Origin of the sequence: Acidisphaera rubrifaciens HS-AP3, from assembly GCF_000964365.1 — a bacterium.
GTDB classification, from domain to species: domain Bacteria; phylum Pseudomonadota; class Alphaproteobacteria; order Acetobacterales; family Acetobacteraceae; genus Acidisphaera; species Acidisphaera rubrifaciens.
Genome location: NZ_BANB01000063.1, coordinates 1 through 15874, shown reverse-complemented (window position 1 = coordinate 15874; position 15874 = coordinate 1). Strand labels below are relative to the sequence as shown.

Below are 15874 nucleotides of genomic sequence, written 5' to 3'. Positions count from 1 at the left end.
CCAGGCGCGTGCGGCGATGCTGCGGCCCGGCATGCGTGTCAGGGGAAGTTGGACGAGGCGTTTCGCCGCGCGACGGGCGGCGCCGCGCCGCGCCTGTCCGTGTCGGCCGTGCCCTCCGCGACGGGTTCGGTCCGGACCGCCTGGAGGTCGGCCGCCCGCCGCACGGTACCGGCTTCGACGAGCCCGGCCAGCGCCTTCTGCATCAGCTCGACCGAATTGGCGAAGGCGGCCACCGGAAAGATCAGCCGCTGGCGGAAAGCCAGCACCGGCTGGTTGTTCGCGTCGCGTTCGGTGACCGAGTAGCTCATCAGATCGACGCGGACGACGGAGCCGGCGATGGTCACCTCGCCGACGCCGTCCGTGTACACTTCGTCATGCATGAGGCTGCGTCCTAGGCGGCGAGGTGGCTGTTGAACACGACGTCGACGCCGTAGTTGGTGGCGTTGTAGTTCTGGGTGGGGAAGACGCTGCTGCTGCCATAGGCATAGACGCCGTTGCCGCCGCTCGCGGGCGCCGTCAGCGGACCGCTGGTGATTGAGCTGGCGAAGCCGTTCGCCGTGGCCGAATAATGCCCGACGCCGGTGTGATACGACGCGACATAGATCGTGTTTGCCGCGATCGGCACGGGCATCGCGAAATCGGCCTCCTGCCAGCCGCCGGCGGTCTCGTTGGTGAACGTCGCCGTCGCGAGCAGGCTGCCGGTCGCGTTCCACAGCTCGGCGGTGTGGGTGCCGGTGTTCTGCGGACCCTTGAAGAAGCGGACCCCGACGATATCGCCGGCGACCGCGCTTTCGAACCTCACGCCGAGCTCGACCGCGCCGTTGTCGTTGGCCGTGATCGTGGCCGGCACCGTGGTCGAGCTGAACAGGGTCGAGACGGTCGCCGGTTCCACCATCAGGTTGGCGGTCGCCGTCGCGGTGCCTCCGTGTCCGTTATCGGCCGTATAGGTGAAGCTGGCCGGCCCGGTGTAGCCCGCCGCCGGGACGAATGTCGCGGACTGCGTCGCGCTGCTGTAGCTGACGGTGCCGTTCATGGGCGCGCCGACGCCGGTCACCGTCAGCGCATAGCCGCTCGGATCGCTGTCATTGGCCAGCAGATAGCTCGCCGGCACCGCGAGGCTGATGCCCGCATCCGTCAGCAGGCCCCCCACCGTGGTCGCGGTCGGGTTCGGCGCCGCCTGCACCGTCAGCGAGACCGTCGCCGTGGCGGTGGCGCCGCCCGTGTCGCTGATCGTGTAGGTGAAGCTCGCCGGCCCCGTGTATCCGGCCGCCGGGACGAAGTTCGCGGTCTGGGTCGCGGTGTTGTAGCTGACGGTGCCGTTGGTCGGGCTGCCGACGCCGGTGACCGACAGCGTCTGGTTATAGGGATCGGTGTCACCCGCCAGCAGCGTCGCGGCCGGGACCGCGAGCGCGGCGTTCTCGACCGCCGTCAGCCCCTGATGGTTGAGCGCGGTCGGATAAAGCTGCGCCGCGCCGTTGAACACCACGTCGACCCAGTAATTCGACGCCCCGTAGCTGTTCGACGGATAGACGATGCCGCCGCCGTACGCGTAAACGCCGTTGCCGCCGCTCGCCCCGCTGGCGGGCGCGGTCAGCGCGCCGTTGGTCACCGGATTGGCGAAGTAGTTGCTGTCCGCCGCATAGTAGCCGCTGGTGTGATACGACGCGACATAGGTCGTGCCGGCCTGCACCACCACCGGATTGGCAAACGTGACCTGCTGCCACCCGCTTGCGGTCTCGTTGCTGAACGTCGCGCTCGCCAGCAACTGTCCGGTCACGGACCACAGCTCGCCGGTATGCGTGCCGGTGTTCGACGGCCCCTTGTAGAAGCGGATGCCGGTGATCTCGCCGGGGGTCGAGGCCGTGAACTTCACGCCGAGCTCGACCGAGGAACCATCGGCGGCGTCCGCCACCGTCGGCGTCGCGCTGGGGTAGAACAGGCTTTGCGCGCTGGCCGGATACGTCACCGTGAGGCCGGCGGTCGCGGAGGCGAAGCCCCCCTGTCCGTCGGTGACCGAGAAGGTGAACGAGGCCGGGCCGGCATAGCCGGCGGTCGGCGTGAACGTCACGGTCTGCGCCGACGCGTTATAGCTGACGGTGCCACCGCTCGGGTTGCTGACGCCGGTGATCGACAGCGGCAGGCCGCGGGGATCGGTATCGCCGGCGAGCAGCGTCGCGGCCGGGATCGTCTCGGCGGTGCCTTCCGGCGTGGTCAGGCCGGTGACATTCGCGACGACCGGCGGCGGTGCCGTGACGGTCAGTGAATCGGTCGCCGTGATGCTGCCGCCATGCCCGTCGACCACGGTGAAGTTGAAGCCGCCCGGTCCGGTATAGCCCGCGGTCGGCGTGAACGTGACGGTCTGTGCCGATGCGTCATAGCTGACGGTGCCACCGGCCGGGTTGCTGACCGCGCCGATCGACAGCGCATAGCCGTACGGATCGGTGGCGCCCGCGAGCAGGCTTGCCGCGCTGAAACTGGTGGCCGTGTTCTCGGTCACGCTGGCGCCGCTGACATTGGCGGCGACCGGTTGCAGATAGGTGTCGTTGAAGACAACGTCGACGTAGTAGTTCGTCGCGTTATAGCTCGATGTCGGGAAGGTCATCCCGCTGGCGTAGCCGTACACGCCGTTGCCGCCGGCGGGCGCGGTGATCTGCTGATCGGTGACCGGCTGCGTGAAGTAGTTGCCGTCCGCCGCGTAATAGCCGCCGCTGTGGTAGGAGACGACATAGGTCGTCCCGGCGGTGACGGGGACGGGCTGCGAGAAGTTGACCTGCTGCCAGCCGCTCGCGGTCTCGCCCGTGAAGGTGGCGGTCGCCAGCAGCGTGCCGGTCGACGACCACAGCTCGCCGGTATGCGTGCCGGTATTCGTCGGCCCCTTGTAGAAGCGGACGCCGGTGACGGAGCCGTTGACCGCGACGGTGAACTTCATCCCCAGCTCGACCGAGGACGGATCGGTGCTGTCGGGCGTGGCCGGTATCGTCGCCGTCGAAAACAGGCTCTGCGCCGTCGCCGGATAATTGACCGCGATCGCGACGTTCCCGGACGCGCTGCCGCCGTGGCCGTCGCTGATCGTGTAGGTGAAGTCGGCCGGTCCGGCAAAACCGGCGGCCGGCGTGAACGTCACGGTCTGCGTGGCCGCGTTATACGCAACGGTGCCGTTGACCGGATTGCTGACGCCCGACAGGGACAGGGTATAGCCCTGCGGGTCGGTATCGCCCGCCAGCAGCGTCGCCGCCGGGATCGACAGCGCGGTTCCCTCGGTCGTCGACAGCCCGCTGACATCGTTGGCCTGCGGCCCCTGGCTGGTGTCGTTGAACACGACATCCACGAAATAGTTGGCGTTGGAAATGCTCGATGGGAACGTGCCGCTCGGTCCGTAGGAATAGAGCCCGTTATGCCCGTCGGCGACCGGCGAGAGCGATCCGACCGTGAGATTCGGATTGGTCGGGTTGTTGAAGTAGAAATTCGTCGCGGAATAGTCGCCGGCACTGGTGTTGTAGGAGACGATATACGTCGTGCCCGCCGCGATCTTCACCGGCTGGCTGAGCGCCGCCTGCTGCCAGCCGCTCGCCGTCTCGTTGGTGAAGGTGACGCTGGCCAGAAGCTGGCCGGTCGAGGTCCACAGATGCCCGACATGGGTGCCGGTGTTCGCGCTGCCCTTGTAGAAGCGGATCGCGGTGATCTGGCCGCTCGTCGCGGACGTGAAGGCCATCCCGAGTTCGACGCCGCCGTTCGCCGCCGAATCCACGATGTTGAGGGTCGCGGGGGTCGTGCCGGCGCTGTAGAGGCTGAGGGCCGAGGACGGCGTGACCGTGTAGGACTGCCCGTCGGTAGGTGTTTCCGTGTTCAGGCTGTCGTCGGTCGCGCGCGACTCGACCGTATAGGTGCCGGGCGCCGGGGCGACGAAGCTGTAGCTCCAGTTCGTCGTGCCGGTCGCCGGATGCCACGTCTTGCCGCTGTCGTACGACACCTGCACGCCGGCGACGAGGCCGCCGACATCGCTTGCCGTGCCGGTCACCGTGACGGTCTGCCCCTCGACGGGGCTGGGGACAGACAGCGCGGAGATGGCGGACACCGGCGGCGTGTGATCGGTCGATGCCGTCGCGATTTTCAGCGTCGCCTGCAAGGTCGACGGCTGCACACCCATGTCGGCGAACAGATTGACCTCGGCCTGCTGCACGCTCGGATCGACCGCGACCGGGCCCGGCGTCGGGCCATAGAGGTGATCGGCGGACAGGCCCCATGACCAGAACACGGTGCCGGCGCCGAACACCAGCGCGCCGCTGACCGGGTCGCGGTATTCGACGAGGTTGTGCGTCGCGGTGCCGTTGCCCACGGTGTTGCCGTAGTCCAGCAGGTCGGTGGTGACATTGAGCGTGGTGGACGAGACGTCGATCAGTCCGGCCGGCATGAAACCGTTGTCGGGCGCGCTGTCCCATTCATAGCCGAGCAGCCCCGGCGAGAGGCTTGCGGTCTGCCCGACCGGCGTCGCGGCGACCGGCGTGTTGCGCCAGATGCGCAGTTGCGTGTCCGCATACGGGATGGTGATGGTCGCGTTCTGGTTGGCATCGACCTGAAAGGCGGTGCCGGTGATCGCGTTCGACGGCGTGACGCCGAACTGCGCGCCGAATGTCTGGTCGAGGAACGAGCCGGTCCAGACGCCGCTCGCCGACGCCGGATCGGTCAGCGCCTCCTGATGCGTCTCCTTGTACGACACCAGCGACCGGTTGGCGGTGACGGTTCCGGCGATGCTCGGCTCCAGCCGCGTCTGCCAGAACATCTCGTTGCCGCTGAGGAACTGCGCGTTCACCCCGGCATTGATCGCCGCCTGCACGTTCGCCTGCTGCGCGCCGGTCCAGTACTCGTCGTGGCCGGCATCCATGTAGACTTTGTGATTGAGCAGCAGCGAGGGGTTGGTGCTGGCGTCGATGCCGGAGATATAGCTGACGTCGTAGCCGTTCTGCTCCAGCCACTGGATCGCCGCGTATTCGGAGGAGAACAGCGAGTCCTGCGGCCCCGACTCGTAGCCGACGCTGTCCTGCGTGACGATCGGACGGTTATAGCTGACCGCGAAGGCCGCGCCGCCCGGCCCGGGGCCCGCGGTGACGTAATCCGGCGAATACGGGTTCGATCCGGTCGCGCCGTACAGGTTGGCGCCCCCCCAGCCGTTATAGGCCTGCCACGTCTGATCGGCGGTCTGGAAGACGATGTCGCTGTGCGATGTCGGATCGGTGACGACGAAGGGAATCTGGAACGTGCCGGTGGTGCCGTCCTCGCGCACCAGATCGGCGACATAGACGCCGGATGGCGCGTTGGACGGAAGGGTGAAGGTGTCGGTGACCGACCAGTTGCCCGCGTCGACCATGCCGGTCGCGGCATCGACCATCGGCGTCGGCTGCAAGATGGCCGACCCGGCCTGATGCTGCACCGTACCGACCAGACGGGCACCGTCGCCGCCGTAATAGCCGATCCGGTAGATGTCGATGCGGTAGTGGTCGGAGTTCGTCTCGATCTTGAAGCTGACCGTTCCGCCGACATTCGTGCTGATCTGTGTCGTGAAGCCCTGGATGTTGGTTGAATCCGGCACCTGCCAGACGCTCTCCGGCGTGCCGGGCAGTTCGTTTTCAAGCACGATCGGGTTCGGCCCGGTGACCAGCGTCACGCTGCCGGCCGCCGTGTGGCCCGCAGGGTCGGAGACGGTATAGGCGAAGGTCGAACTCTTGCCCGTATTGTCGCGCGTCGGCGCGAACTCAAGCCCGGTGAGCTGGGCGACCGTCAACGTCTCGCCGACCGTGACGGCCGTCTTGCCGTCCGCGAGGAGCACGGTGCCGTTGTTGGGCAGCGCGGTGACGGTGACGCTCAACGCGGTCGCGGCATAGCCGCCGTCGCTCGGCGTCTGGATGCCGATCGGCGCGGCGCCGCTGTTTTCGGCGACGGTGAGCGTCCCCGCGGTGGTGACCAGGGCGGTACCCGACGCCGCGACTGTCAGCGTCGCGGTGCCGGTCGCCGTGGCACCGGACGGGTCCGATACCTGATAGGTGAAGGCCGAGGCCTGGCCCGCGGCGCCGGTCGCGGGCCGGAAGGTCAGGCCGAGCAGCTGGCCATAGGTCAGCGCCTCGCCCGCCGTCACCGGCGTGACGCCGTCGGACAGGAGCACCGTGCCGTTGGCCGGCAGCGCGGTCGCCCTGAACGTCAGCGCCGCCGTCCCATAGGTCGGATCGCTGGGCGCGTTGATCCCGATGGGCGTGGCGCCGGCGCCGGGTGCGACGGTCAGCGTCTCGCCCGGTGCGAGCGGGGCGCCCGTGGGGGTGAGGGCGGTCAGCACGCTGCCGCCCGCGCTGTGGCCGGCGGGGTCCAAGACCGTATAGGTCAACAGCGAGTCCGCCGCGGTGATCGTCGCCGCCTGACCGAAGCTGGTGGTGCCGGGGATGAACTCCAGGCCGGTCAGCTGCGCGACCGTCAGTGTCTCGCCCGCCGTCACCGCGGTCGTGCCGTCCGCAAGCACGATCCTGCCATTGCCGGGCAGCGTGCCGACCTTGACCGTCAGCGACGCCGCGCCATAGGCGGGATCGGTCGGCGCCGTGATGCCGAGCGCGACCGCGCCGCCGCCGGGCGCCGCCGTGGCGGCGGCCGGATAGGTCACCACCGGGATGGTGGCCGCGCCGATCGCCAGGGTCGCGGTGCCGGTCGCGCTGGCCCCCGACGGATCGCGCACGATGTAGGTCAGCGGCGATGTCGTTCCATACGAGAAAGGCGTCGGCACGAAGGCCAGCCCGATCAGTTGGCCGACCGTGAGCGTCTCGCCGTTGGTGATCGGCGTCACCCCGTCGGCGAGCGTCAACGTGCCGTTGGCGGGCAGTCCGGCGATCACCACCGTCAAGGCGCTCGCGGCATAGGACGGATCGGTCGGTGCCGTGATCCCGATGGCGGTGGCGAGGGCGTCTTCGGCGACGGTGAGTGTCGTGCTTTGCGTGATGACGGCGCTCATGAGCCTACCCGTTGCTGACAGATCAGCGCATTCCAGGCACGTCGTCGGGTGCTCGCTGCGGGCTGACCGGCAGACGCATGGGCCATGGTTCCGCTACACGAACGGCGGCAGCATTATCATTGCTCGATCGATAGGACGTATAGCAGAGCCGCCGATGGGGGTCCATGGCGCTGTGACGTAATTCTAACAATTTTCCAACGAAACGCAGGTGCGCAAACGCTCGCCGGCGACGTGCAGGGCGGGGTGGTTCTTACCCGTAACAGATGCAAGCAAAGCCGTTCCATATCCGGACCGGCGTGTGCCGATCCCAACCGAACGCGCGGCGCGTCCGAACCGACCGCCGCGCCCAGCCGCCTCGCGGGCCGGGGGGCGGTGGCGATCCGCGCATGGAGGGGCGGGACGGGGTGGGGCAGGGACGGTGGCGCTGCCGGCCGGGACGGGCCGGGAGGCTGGTGCTGCTGGTGAGGATTGAACTCACGACCTCTCCCTTACCAAGGGAGTGCTCTACCACTGAGCTACAGCAGCGCGCCGGGCCGGCGGGTGAGGCTGCTACCGTAAGCGCCGCCGGGGCGCAAGCCGATGCGGGCCGTCGCCGCCGGGCCCCCACCAAAACGCCATCACGACATGTCGTCTATATTGACATGTCGTGATGGCGCATTATCTTCTGGCCCATGACCACGACCGAACCCTCCCTGGCGGACCTCGCGGCGGCGTCCGGCGTCGAGGCGCGAACCATCCGCTCCTGGGTCGCGCAGGGATTGCTGCCCGCGCCGCTCACCCGCGGGCCGGCGGCGCGCTACCCGGCCGAGACGCTCGACCGGGTGCTGGCGATCCGCGCCATGCGCGACCTGCACGGCCTCTCGCTTGCCGACATCCGCAAGGAGTTGCTGGTCGCCACCCCGGACCGTATCCGCGCCCATGCCGACGCGGCGCGCGCGGCGGCGCCGGGCATGACGCCGGACACGACGCCGGGCACGCCCCCCCTGTGGCCGGCGCCGGCCACAGGGGGCCCACCGGCCGCAACCCGCGTCTTCCGGCACATGTCGAGCGCCCGCGACTACATCGACGGCATCCGCGCCCGGTCGATGGCCGGGACGCCCGTCCGCGAGCCGGTGCCGCCCGATGCGCCGCCGGCCCAGGGGTTCCATGCCCTGGAACGACGTCTCGCCAGCGGCCGGCACGCGCCGGCGCGCAAGGCGCGGACGGAGCAGTGGCTGCGCATACCGATCACGCCCGACGTCGAACTGTCCGTCCGCGCGCCGCTCGACCCCGCCGAGAGCGCCCGGCTCGAACGCTGCGCCGACCTCATCCGCGACATCCTGCTTGGGAGAGACCCATGACCGACCGCGATCAGCCGCCCGCCATCCGCCTCCACCTCGCCGCCGGGCTCGACCGGGCGCTGGCATGGGACGGCGGCGGGTCCGTCCGCTACCTCGTCGCCGAACTCACGGCCGAGGGCGCCCCTGCCGGGGCGGCGCCCGTGCGCGCGGCGCCCCCCGCCCTGAACCTCGCCCTCGCGATCGACGTCTCCGGCAGCATGCGCGGGCCGAAGATCGCGGCGGCGCGCGACGCCGCCCTCGCGCTGGCCGCGGCGCTCACCCCGCGCGACCGGCTGAGCATCGTCACCTTCGACTCCCACACCCGGCTGCTGCTCGACGCGCGGGCGATGGACGAGGCCGGGCGGGCGGCCGCCCGGACGGCTATTGCCGGCATCGCGGCCGGCGGACAGACCAACCTGTTCGACGGCTGGCTGCTCGCCGCCGAGCGCGTCGCCTGCGCCATGGACGCCCTGCCGGACGCCTCCCACCGGGTTCTGCTGCTGTCGGACGGACAGGCGAACGAGGGCCTGACCGACCGCATCGAGATCGCGCGCCATGCCGGCGCGCTGCTCGAACGGCGCGTCATCACCTCCGCGCTCGGGATCGGCGACGGCTATGACGAGGACCTGCTCGGCGCGATCGTCGAGGCCGGCGGCGGCAACCTGCACGACGCGGCGGAGGCGGGAGAGATCGGCGAGGTCGTCCTCGGCGACCTGCACGAGGGCCGGGCGATCCTGGTCGAGCGCGTGCGCCTGCGCGTGCGCGTGCCGGCGAACCTGCGGGCCGAGGTGGTGGGTGCCTGGGGGCATCACGCGCTGGCCGGCCTGCTCGACATCGTCGCGGGCAGCCTGCTGCCGGACCAGACCAAGCGCATCGTGATCCGGCTGCACTGCCCGTCCGGCGCCGCGGGCATGCCGATCCTGCTCGGCGTGTCGGCCGGCGGCGCGGTCGCGGAGGGCGAGGCGCAGGTGGAGGCCCGGCCCGTCGAGGTGGCGCTGCACCTGGCCGGCGAGGCCGAAAACGGGCCGCAGCCGCGCGACGCCGCCCGTTCCCTCGCCGTGGTGGAGGCCTGGCAGGCCGACGCGCTGGGCCGGGCCGTGCAGATGAACCGCGACGGCGACACGCAGGCCGCGCGGCGCTGGCTCGACAGCGAGGGGGAATGGCTCGCTTCCTATGCGCGCGGCGTGCCGGGCGCGGCGCCGCTGCTGGCCGAGTTCGAGCTGATGCGCGCGCGCATCGTCCGGCGCCTCGATGCGCGGGTTACCAAGGACGTGTCGCTGTTCCTGCGGAAGCGGCTGCGGTCCGAACGCGAGCTGCGCCACGCGGCCGCGCCCTCGCTCGCCGAACGCCTCGCGCCCCGTCCGGGGCGGCGCTGACCGCCCCGCCCGTCGCGTCAATCACCCGATCGAGTCAGGGGAAGAGGGGGTCGCATGTCGGAGCATGATGCCGCGCCGCTGTCCTACGCGGCGCTCAAGACGAAGCAGAAGCTGCTGCGGGACGGGTTTCCCGCCAGCCTCGGACTGCGCACCCACCGGGCTTTGAGCTGGCTCTGCCGGGCGGAGCGGGAGACGGACGACGACGACGTCCGCTTCATCCTGCTCTGGATCGGCTTCAACGCCGCCTATGCGGCGGATCTGCGCGCGACCCAGGCCGGCGAGCGCTCCGCCTTTGCCGACTATTTCCGCACGCTGATCGGCCTCGATGCCGAGGGGCGAATCCACGCGCTGCTCTGGAACCGCTTTCCCCTCGAAATCAGTCTCCTGCTCGAAAACAAATACGTCTTCGCCCCGTTCTGGAGCCATCACAACGGCGCTGATGGCTACGCCGACTGGGAACGGCGGCTGGTGGACAGCCAGGCGGTGAGCCGGCGTGCGCTGGAGTCGCACGACACGTGCAAGGTGCTGAGCATCGTGTTCGACCGGCTCTATGTCCTGCGCAACCAGATCATGCACGGCGGCGCGACCTGGAACAGCAGGGTCAACCGCAACCAGGTGCACGACGGCGCCGACGTGCTCGGCTGGCTGCTGCCGGTGTTCATCGACATCATGCTCGATCACGGCGACCACGATTGGGGCCCGCCCTATTATCCGAACCTGCCATAGCGCCGGCGCCTGTTCGTCCGCGCCTATTCGTCAGCCGTGGGCGCCTGCAACCCATAGGTCGCGAAGCCGCGCGCGGTCGCCGCGATCTCGGCCTCCGACAGCACCACCGGCTCGCCTGCCTGCATCGCGAGGTAATACTGCTTCGCCAGCGTCTCCAGCTCCACCGCGAGCCACATCGCCTTGGCCAGCGTCGGGCCCACGACGATCATGCCGTGATTGGCCAGCAGACAGGCGTTGCGGTCCTCCAGCGCGCGCAGCGCATGCGCCGCGAGTTCCGCCGTTCCGTACAGCGCATACGGCGCGCAGCGCACCGTCGCGCCGCCGAAGGCCGCGATCATGTAATGCACCGCCGGGATCTCGCGCCGCAGGATGGCGAGCGTCGTGCAGTACATGGCGTGCGTGTGCACCACCGCCCCCGCCTCCGGCCGGCCGCGTAGGATGTCGAGATGGAACCGCCATTCGGTCGACGGCCTCAGCTTGCCGCGCCACGTCCCGCGCCGGCCCTGCAGCGGCATCGCCGCGATGTCCTCGGGCCGCATCGTCTCATAGGGCGTGGCCGAGGGCGTGATCAGCATCTCCGCGCCGCAGCGGGCCGAGATGTTGCCCGACGTTCCCTGATTGATGCCGAGCGCGTTCATCCGGCGCGCCTGTTCCACGATCTCGCGCCGCAGCGCCGCCTCGTCCATGCCGCTTCCCTCCGTCCCCGTCTCCCGTGGCCGCGCCGGGTCGGGCGCCGCCGCGGCGTCGCCGGGTTATAGGGGAGCCGCTGCCCCGCGTCCCGCGCGCGCCGTCCGGCGAGATTGAAAAGCCGCGGACAAATCCATCCCGCCGGTAGCTGAACCGTATGGACACTGTAATTTTCCGCATGCTAAGGTACGGTTGATACTATTTAAGCGTCGTGCGCCTCGGACATCCGCGCCGCCGCCGAAGGCTTCGGGGGATACGCATGATGGGCGTCTTCGGCCTCGCGGGCGGTCGTGACCGCGCGTTCCGCGACACGTCTGGCAGATCAACGGCCATCGACCCTCCCGCCCTCGGACGCATGGCCACCAGCGCGCTGGCCGTCATCGGCGGCCTGCTCGTCATGGGGGCGTCGCCGTTGCACGCCGAGACCTGCAACGGCGACCTGAGCGGCGCGTCCAAGGTGGGCACGACCGAGGTCGAGGATCTGCTGGTCAGCCACGAATGCCGCGTGACCGGCCCCGGGCCGTTCACGTTCCGCCACGTCAATATCGTCGACGGCGGCAAGCTGATCTTCATCGAGCCGCCGGCCGAGCCGAAGGCCGTCAAGGGCCAGGATTTCTGGGCGACCTCCATCATCATCGAATCCGGTGGCGCGCTCGTCGCCGGCAGCGAGGCGACGCCCTACGGCAGGAACGGCAAGACGCTGACCATCCACCTCTACGGGGCCGACCCGCGCGGTGGCGATCCGACGAAATCCGAAGGTCCAGGCGTGTCCTGCGTCAAGGTCGAGGACCCCGCCAAGTTCGCCGATTGCGGCATCCCGAAGGAGGCGGTCTGGGACACCAACGGGTCCAAGGAGCTGACCGACCTACCGGGCGGCGTCACGGATCGTTTTTATCAGTACGGCAACATGCACGGCGACAGCGGTACCGTGCCGGAGACGGGCCAGGCAGGGCATTTCGGCTACAAGGTGCTGGCACTCTCGTACAACGGGACGCTTGAACTGCACGGGGCCAAGGGCGCGTCCGGGACGTCGGCCAGCGACATCGCGACGCTGGTCAAGCCGGTGACGGCGTTGACCGTCGCCGACGAGAAGGTCATCACCAGCTCGGGCACCGATTGGGGCCGGCTCGCGGGCGTGGACGGCGCCAAGATCACGCTTGACCGGTCGGTGGGCGACGACTGGCAGCCCGGCGACGAAATCGTCGTCACTTCCACGGACTACCTGCCCGAACACGCCGAGACGCGGACGGTCATCGCCGTCGCCGGCGCGACCATCACGCTCGACAAGCCCCTGACCTATCGACACAACGCGGCCGCGTTTAACGTCGCGCAGAAACTCGGCGGGGCGCAAAGCAGCTTCCGGACGGCGGTGCTGGCGGCCGACGGTGGCACCTCGCCGATGCTCGACAAGGTCGAGACCCGCGCCGCCGTGGGTCTGCTGACGCGCAGCATCCGCATCGTGTCGGAAGGCGACACGCCGAAGGAGACCTTCGCGCAGGCGACCGCCCGCGCCCCGCATTACATGTACGGCGGCCACGTCGTCTTCCGTCAGGGCTTCAAGGCCCTGCACATCCAGGGCGTGGAGTTCCACCAGCTCGGTCAGGGCGGCCTGATGGGCCGCTACCCGCTGCATTTCCACATCGCGCGGAAAGTCCCGGCCGGCACCTATGTCATCGATTCCTCCATCAACGAATCGATGACGCGCTGGGTGGTGATCCATTCGACCCTCGGCGTGACCGTCGCCCGCGACGTCGGCTGGAAGTCGATCGGCCACGGCTACTTCCTCGAGGACGGGACAGAGACCGACAACAAGTTCTATTCCGACCTCGGCGCCTTCGTCCGCGCCTCGACGCCGGGCGGCGAGAACCCGCGCGACATCCCCGGTCTGCTGGACGCCCGCAACCTCCAGCACGTTCTGCCCCTGAAATACCATTCGGACGCGCAGTATCCGACCACCTTCTGGATCACCAACGGCTGGAACGCCTTCGTCGGCAACGCGGCGGCCGGTGCGGGCTCCTGCGGGGCGTGCTTCTGGTATGTGCCGGCGGGCAACCACGACATGATGGACGTGCCGCCGTCGGGTGCGCCGATGACCCCGATGCAGTGGTCCGGCTATTCGGCCATCCAGGCATCACCCAAAGGACCGGGCTACAACGATCGCGCCGGCCTGTCGCCGGTGCAGCTCTTCTACAAGAACTCCTGCACGACCGCGATGCACTCGCTCTCGGTGACGGACGAGACGCCCTGCCAGCAGATCCAGGCGGCCGTGGTGACCCCGGTGCCGAACCGGCGGGCGCCGGATGCCGTCGTCAATCAGGGTGAGGAGGGCGCCGACAGCCGCATGTATTACCCGCGCTATTCCAGCCTTCGGAACCCGACCGTTTGCGATCCCGCCGCCGCCGACGGAACCGCCGAAAGCTGCAAGACCGCCATCTGCGATTACAAGAACCCGAAATCCTGCATCCCCTCGGTGTTCTCGCACTATTCCTCGTCGTTCAACTGGGCCGGCATCAACTTCTCCGCCATCTGGCTGCGCAGCGGTTACCTGCTGCTCGACCACGATTTCCTCAGCGACGTGCAGGGCCCCGGCGTCACCTTCGTCACCGGCGGCGACTATTCGCGCAGCAATCTGCCGAAGGGGTATTGGGGACTCGTCACCAACTCCATCTTCGTCGGCCAGACCCAGCCCGACGACAGCTACGCGCTTGCCAAGGGGCCGGTCGGCGCCGACGGCAAGCCGGCGTGCGGCAATACCAAGGGCGTCTGCTACGATGGCCAGTCGGCGATTGCCTTCCCGCTGACCAATTTCAGCATCGCCCAGCGTCTCTATAACGTCTATGACGGTCCGGCCTACGAGGACGCGAACGCCTATTTCGACGTCCACCCGTCGCCCTGCAAGTCAATGGCCGACTGCATGTATTCGGGCACGCTCGGCGTGCTCGTCGCCGGCGGCGACGTGTCGGGCGTCAAGCCGGGCGAGGGCTATCTGCCCAATGCCGCGATCGCCTGGAAACAGTCGAACGGTTTCTACTACCCGCCCGCCTTCCACTCGCGGAACCTGCTCTTCAGCGGGGTCGATCTGCGCCACTACGTGATCGAGCCACTGACCTACCCAGGAACCTACCGGACCGACACCAAGACGACATGGGCGCGCTATGCCAACTCCACCGGCAACACGGCGGCCTTCCGCAACTGGAGCGACGTCGACCGGCAGACGGAATTGAGCGACGACGATGGCTCGCTCACCGGCTTCAGCAGCACGGTCTCGGTCAACGAGGACAAGTTCTTCGCCGCGCCGACGCAGACCTCGGAATGCCGCTCGGCACCCGGCGTCGATGCCCGCAATGCCTGCGCGGGGCAGACGCCGCCCAATCCGCCGACCGCCCGCACCAGCCCCTCCGAACACCTGACCACCGCCCTCTATCCCGATCCGGCGACGGTCGAGGACAGCACGTGGAGCCGCGAATGCTCCAACGAGAACTGCTTCGGCGTGCCGATCTACCGGGAGTACCTGACCGGGACCAAGGGACAGGACGCGGCCGGCAGCACCCGCGAATGGCAGGCATGGCTTGCGAACAAGTGCGATGAAAAGCTTGCCGCCCTCCATGGCAAGATCCGCCCGGTCGGCACCAGAGATCCGTACGCCCCCACGCAGACGCCCCCGACGCCCAACGGCAACACCGTTCCGTTGTCGCCGTTGCTGCCCGGCTTCACGCCGTTCCAGCAGTTCCAGATGGCGTGCCACCCGCCCTTCGTGCGGATGGCCGGCATGAACCTGTATCAGCGCAGCGTGCTGACGGTGAACAACGGGCGCTACTACATCGACACCACCGCCAGCCGCGACTACCAGGACAAGTCGTTCGAACTGGAGCCCGGAGGGCACTACGTCAACGTCTTCCAGGGCGGCAAGAGCTATTACCTCTACTTCCTGTTCGCCAAGCACGACATGAAGCAGACCTATGAGATCTACGGCGGCGACGGCTTCACCGACGCGTCGGTCTCCGGCGTGCAGGTCGATGTCTCGACCCTGCCGCTGCCGTCCTCGGCCATCACCGCGTGGAGCAAGACACCGTTCTGGACGGTCAAGCCGGGCAAGCGTCCCGGCGTGCTCGATATCGAGGTCGATTTCAGCAAGGTGCCCGCCGAGTTACTCGACCCGCGCCACCTGTCGTCGAGCCCGTCGGACCTCGACGAGACCTGCGAACCCCATACGTTCTGCAGCAAGACGGCCGAGGGCAGCGGCGCACGATGCGGCTGCGACACCTCGAAGCTCGGGGCGCTCGGCCTGCTGAACCCCAACTTCGTCAATGTCTGCAAGAACGTGTGCGAGCACTGGGCGGTCAAGGACCTCGATTGCCCGAGCAGCGGCTGCCTCGGCATCAAGTTCACGCTGCCCGGCAGCTTCGTTGCCAACGACCGCTTCGAGCTGCCCGAGCCGCAGGCCTATCCCGCGACCCCGTGGACCGCGATCAAGCTCGTGCCCACCACGAGCGTCCCGGACTCCGCGCCCAACGAAGACGGCTGCCACTACACGGCGGCGCAGATCCCGAACGACGCGAGTGCTACGTGCAAGGTGGCGGACTGACCGGGGGCGATACCGACCGGCCGCGACAAGGCCGGCGGCGCTGCCGCGTCGTCAGGCGCGGCAGGCGATCAGAAGCCCGTCGTACGGCAGGTCGTAATCATACTGCAGCGCGTCCGGGTTGGGGTACGGCTGCTTCCACGGCCGTCCGTTCCAGTCGTAGATCAGGAACCCCCGCGCGCCGCACACCTCCCCG

General features: G+C 68.9%; 7 protein-coding genes and 1 tRNA gene. 4 read left to right on the top strand and 4 right to left on the bottom strand.

Going from position 1 to position 15874, the window contains the following annotated elements; genetic code table 11:
• Window positions 1–38 precede the first annotated feature (38 nt).
• The 3 genes from B8460_RS02220 to B8460_RS02210 all read right to left on the bottom strand — a co-directional run bounded on the left by B8460_RS02220 (window position 39) and on the right by B8460_RS02210 (window position 7513).
• Window positions 39–380: a type 1 periplasmic-binding domain-containing protein gene (locus B8460_RS02220; RefSeq protein WP_048859936.1), complete on the bottom strand. Its 342-nt coding sequence runs from the start codon at window positions 378–380 to the stop codon at window positions 39–41.
• A gap of 11 nt (window positions 381–391) precedes the next feature.
• Window positions 392–6988, bottom strand: a complete 6597-nt coding sequence (locus tag B8460_RS02215; protein ID WP_199445513.1) for a DUF4082 domain-containing protein — start codon at window positions 6986–6988, stop codon at window positions 392–394.
• Between the two features lie 450 nt (window positions 6989–7438).
• A tRNA-Thr gene (locus tag B8460_RS02210) sits at window positions 7439–7513 on the bottom strand.
• A gap of 146 nt (window positions 7514–7659) precedes the next feature.
• On the opposite strand from B8460_RS02210, the gene B8460_RS02205 reads away from it, so the two are divergent.
• Genes B8460_RS02205 through B8460_RS02195 form a run of 3 tightly spaced genes read left to right on the top strand, consistent with a single transcriptional unit; the run spans window position 7660 to window position 10409 of the window.
• Complete coding sequence (locus tag B8460_RS02205) at window positions 7660–8328, top strand: helix-turn-helix domain-containing protein (RefSeq protein ID WP_048859935.1); 669 nt, start codon at window positions 7660–7662, stop codon at window positions 8326–8328.
• Window positions 8325–9683, top strand: a complete 1359-nt coding sequence (locus tag B8460_RS02200) for a vWA domain-containing protein (protein ID WP_048859934.1) — start codon at window positions 8325–8327, stop codon at window positions 9681–9683. Before B8460_RS02205 ends, B8460_RS02200 begins: the two co-directional genes overlap by 4 nt.
• Before the next feature lie 54 nt (window positions 9684–9737).
• Window positions 9738–10409 carry a HEPN domain-containing protein gene (locus B8460_RS02195; RefSeq protein WP_048859933.1) on the top strand — a complete coding sequence of 224 codons (672 nt, stop codon included), beginning with the start codon at window positions 9738–9740 and terminating at the stop codon, window positions 10407–10409.
• Window positions 10410–10432: 23 nt separating this feature from the next.
• Here the strand turns inward: B8460_RS02195 and B8460_RS02190 are convergent, their stop codons facing one another.
• Complete coding sequence (locus B8460_RS02190; RefSeq protein ID WP_052945107.1) at window positions 10433–11095, bottom strand: class II aldolase/adducin family protein; 663 nt, start codon at window positions 11093–11095, stop codon at window positions 10433–10435.
• A 263-nt stretch (window positions 11096–11358) separates the two neighbouring features.
• On the opposite strand from B8460_RS02190, the gene B8460_RS02185 reads away from it, so the two are divergent.
• Window positions 11359–15681, top strand: coding sequence for a G8 domain-containing protein (locus B8460_RS02185; RefSeq protein ID WP_158322672.1), 4323 nt, complete (start codon window positions 11359–11361; stop codon window positions 15679–15681).
• Window positions 15682–15874: the final 193 nt, after the last annotated feature.

Bases quoted from the DNA above. Each gene is read 5' to 3' on its own strand.
- B8460_RS02200 (WP_048859934.1), top strand. From the start codon at position 8,325: ATGACCGACCGCGATCAGCCGCCCGCCATCCGCCTCCACCTCGCCGCC.
- B8460_RS02205 (WP_048859935.1), top strand. From the start codon at position 7,660: ATGACCACGACCGAACCCTCCCTGGCGGACCTCGCGGCGGCGTCCGGC.
- B8460_RS02215 (WP_199445513.1), bottom strand. From the start codon at position 6,988: ATGAGCGCCGTCATCACGCAAAGCACGACACTCACCGTCGCCGAAGAC.
- B8460_RS02220 (WP_048859936.1), bottom strand. From the start codon at position 380: ATGCATGACGAAGTGTACACGGACGGCGTCGGCGAGGTGACCATCGCC.
- B8460_RS02185 (WP_158322672.1), top strand. From the start codon at position 11,359: ATGGGCGTCTTCGGCCTCGCGGGCGGTCGTGACCGCGCGTTCCGCGAC.
- B8460_RS02195 (WP_048859933.1), top strand. From the start codon at position 9,738: ATGTCGGAGCATGATGCCGCGCCGCTGTCCTACGCGGCGCTCAAGACG.
- B8460_RS02190 (WP_052945107.1), bottom strand. From the start codon at position 11,095: ATGGACGAGGCGGCGCTGCGGCGCGAGATCGTGGAACAGGCGCGCCGG.